The sequence below is a fragment of the Arthrobacter sp. H14 genome, from assembly GCF_000520495.1.
Classification (GTDB): domain Bacteria; phylum Actinomycetota; class Actinomycetes; order Actinomycetales; family Micrococcaceae; genus Arthrobacter_C.
In genome coordinates this window covers 4,486-7,114 of sequence record NZ_KI914661.1, presented here as the reverse complement: position 1 = coordinate 7,114, position 2,629 = coordinate 4,486, and the positions used below count along the sequence as shown (strand labels likewise).

5 protein-coding genes are annotated in these 2,629 nt (G+C 60.3%); 2 read left to right on the top strand and 3 right to left on the bottom strand.

What is annotated here, in order from left to right:
* From Y707_RS33630 to Y707_RS0113585, 3 genes are all read right to left on the bottom strand, one after another.
* Positions 1 to 201, bottom strand: a 201-nt coding sequence (locus Y707_RS33630) for a hypothetical protein (protein ID WP_503487610.1), incomplete at its 3' end; no start/stop codon positions are given.
* Complete coding sequence (locus tag Y707_RS33495) at positions 201 to 407, bottom strand: SUMF1/EgtB/PvdO family nonheme iron enzyme (RefSeq protein ID WP_216699254.1); 207 nt, start codon at positions 405 to 407, stop codon at positions 201 to 203. The genes Y707_RS33495 and Y707_RS33630, both read right to left, overlap by 1 nt.
* A 469-nt stretch (positions 408 to 876) precedes the next feature.
* On the bottom strand, positions 877 to 1,233 hold the full coding sequence (locus Y707_RS0113585; RefSeq protein ID WP_026535494.1) for a DsrE family protein: 357 nt from the start codon (positions 1,231 to 1,233) through the stop codon (positions 877 to 879).
* Between the two features lie 87 nt (positions 1,234 to 1,320).
* On the opposite strand from Y707_RS0113585, the gene Y707_RS29050 reads away from it, so the two are divergent.
* Positions 1,321 to 1,935, top strand: a complete 615-nt coding sequence (locus Y707_RS29050; RefSeq protein ID WP_051442003.1) for a TetR/AcrR family transcriptional regulator — start codon at positions 1,321 to 1,323, stop codon at positions 1,933 to 1,935.
* A 166-nt stretch (positions 1,936 to 2,101) separates the two neighbouring features.
* On the top strand, positions 2,102 to 2,566 hold the full coding sequence (locus Y707_RS0113575; protein WP_051442002.1) for a YkgB family protein: 465 nt from the start codon (positions 2,102 to 2,104) through the stop codon (positions 2,564 to 2,566).
* Positions 2,567 to 2,629: the final 63 nt, after the last annotated feature.

Here is a 2,629-nt window from a genome sequence, read left to right as displayed (position 1 = left end):
CCACTCCGCCTCGGTGGTCAGCCGTCGTCCGGCCCACCGCGCCCAGGCCTCGTAGTAGGACACATGCTGCACGGTCCGTCGCCGGGAACGGGCTCGACGACGCCCAAGCGCGTCCGCCACCAGCTGCCGCCCTCGCGCCGCCAGTGCTTCGGCGCGGTGAGCCTCGCCTCCTGGCGGTGCGCCCAGCCAACAGCACTCCATCACTGGCGCCGGTCGTACCCGCCGTCCTCGCCGAACTGGGCGAATTCCGCGTTGCTCACGGGCACGGTGTCGATCCAAAAGCCCGGCACGTGCACCTCGTGGGCGTCCCCGTTCGAGCTCCAGTCCCACGGCGCCGACGGGCCCGGTGCGAAAGCACGCGGAGGCGACGTGCTCCTCCGCCTCGGCCTCGGACAGCGGCCGGACACGACTTTCGAGCTGCATGGTTGCTGCCACGGAACCTCATTCCTTCAACACACAGCCGACGCGAATGACCACACCTGATCGACACATCACCAAGGAAGTAAGCCGTGCCAGGTCTCAGCCGGCCCACGTATCTCTCATGACGGGTGCCTTACCTCGGAGGTTCGGGCCTGCATCATCGGGCACGGCCGGGCCTTTCCATCTCATCCAGGGGATCGGATTGGTTCCGACGCGCGGTCTCACACCGATGGCATGCCGCATCACAGAGGCAACCGAACTAGCATCCCCGCACGCTCCTCATGTTCGCCTGTATAGGTGAGGCAAACTTTCTGCACGCACATGTCGCCCACATCAGATCCACGTGACACCGGATGCGTTCCGGGGACACGTTTTCACTCCTCAAGCAAAGCCGCTCAATCGCTTATCAACGTCGCCGGGTAAATGCCCGGGCCTGTGTCGGACTGCCCAGAACTTTTAGAAGTTGAGGATCTGGTATCCCTCGACGACGAGCTTGCGCACACTGGCTTCGCCGTTGTAATCGTTGAGGAGAGGCCAACCCGCCTCCTTGATGGGCTTGATGGCCCGGTGGGAGCGCGCACAGAGATCACACGCTCCGATGACGTTGTCTTTAAGCTCTTCCAGGAGCGGATTCAACTTGTGGGAAGAGTCCGAGATCGCTGCCAAGCTTTCGACGCCGGACCCGTCGAACATCACGACGACCTCATCACCGGCCCTTTTGAACTCCAGAGCGGTGCTGAGACCCCGGTAGACGCGTGCGTTCCCGGACGACACGGACTCGTAGATCACCACGGCAACCTTGATGTCTGTCATAAGAAAATTCCTTCCTTCGTGGCCCGCCCACTCCTGTAGACGAATCCGTCTGGCAAAACTAGACAGGTTCGTCTAGTGTTGTCAACCATGGATCGTTCCAGTTCAAAGGCCCTGTCCGTTGCGCCTGGCTCATCACCGGCCACACCGGGGAAGGCGCGTGAGCGGATCATGGAGGCTGCGCGTCGGCTCTTCTACACACGCGGCATCAACGCCACCGGCATCGATCTGGTGATCGCTGAAGCCGGTGTCGCCAAGGGCAGCATGTATCACCACTTTGGCAGCAAACAGGCTCTTGTTGTTGCCTACCTTCAGAGGGAGGAAACAATATGGAAAACAGCTTCCGCAGCCAGGGACGACCTGGAGGCCTTCCCAACTGCTCGTTTGGCAATTTTCTTCGATGGGATTTCCACTGATGTTATCGCTGGCACGTTCCATGGATGCCCATTCATGAACGCCGCGATAGAGCGACCGGAGGACCCTGAGATACACCGTGTTATCACCCATTACCGGGGCGAATTGGCCTTGCATATCGCGGCCTTGATCGGGGCGGATGCATCCTCTTCCCTGGTCCTAAAGCTGATGGTGCTCTACGACGGGGCAAAAACGTCGGCGAAAATGACACTGGACCCGGCACTCGTCAAACTGGCCGCCGACATGGCATGCGACACCGTGCACGATCACATCCAAAATGTTGGCAAGTGACCGACCATTTCGGAATCATCGATGGTCTCGCCGACACGCGGGGTGGCCGCATGTCACCACGTTGTCAGCACTTTACTAACTGATTCGAAATTCATGAGAAGACAGCTGGCGGGGGAACCTACCAACTCTGACTGCTGGATTTACGTAGAGAAAAGGAAAACACGACATGACAAAGCGACACGCATCCGCTACCGACCTCGAGAATGTGGGGGCTTCGGTCCTGCGTTACGCCCTGGTGACGAACCTCGTTTGGATCGGGACGCTGAAGTTCCAGAAGTATGAAATGGAAAACATCCATCCCCTGGTCACCTCCAGCCCTCTGCTCTCGTCGGTGGTCAAAAAGTTGGGTGAGAAGAGGACGGCGCAGCTGATCGGAGTCACCGAAATCGCCATAGGCTCCCTGATCGCCGCCAAGCCTTTCGCACCGCGCGCCTCGACCATCGGCAGCATGGGCGCCATCGGGATGTTCCTCACGACCCTCAGTTTCATGGCCACGACTCCAGGGGTGCGGCAGGAAAACCACGGGAAGACCAAGTTGTCCATGGTGGGGCAATTCCTGCTCAAGGACAGCGTGCTTCTCGGGGCGTCGATCCTGACGGCCGCGGAGTCGCTGCAGCACACGCGCCGATGACAAAGCTGGAGACCCGGCAGGTTTTGCACCGGCATATCTGTCCCGCCTGTCGGAGAGTTGCGG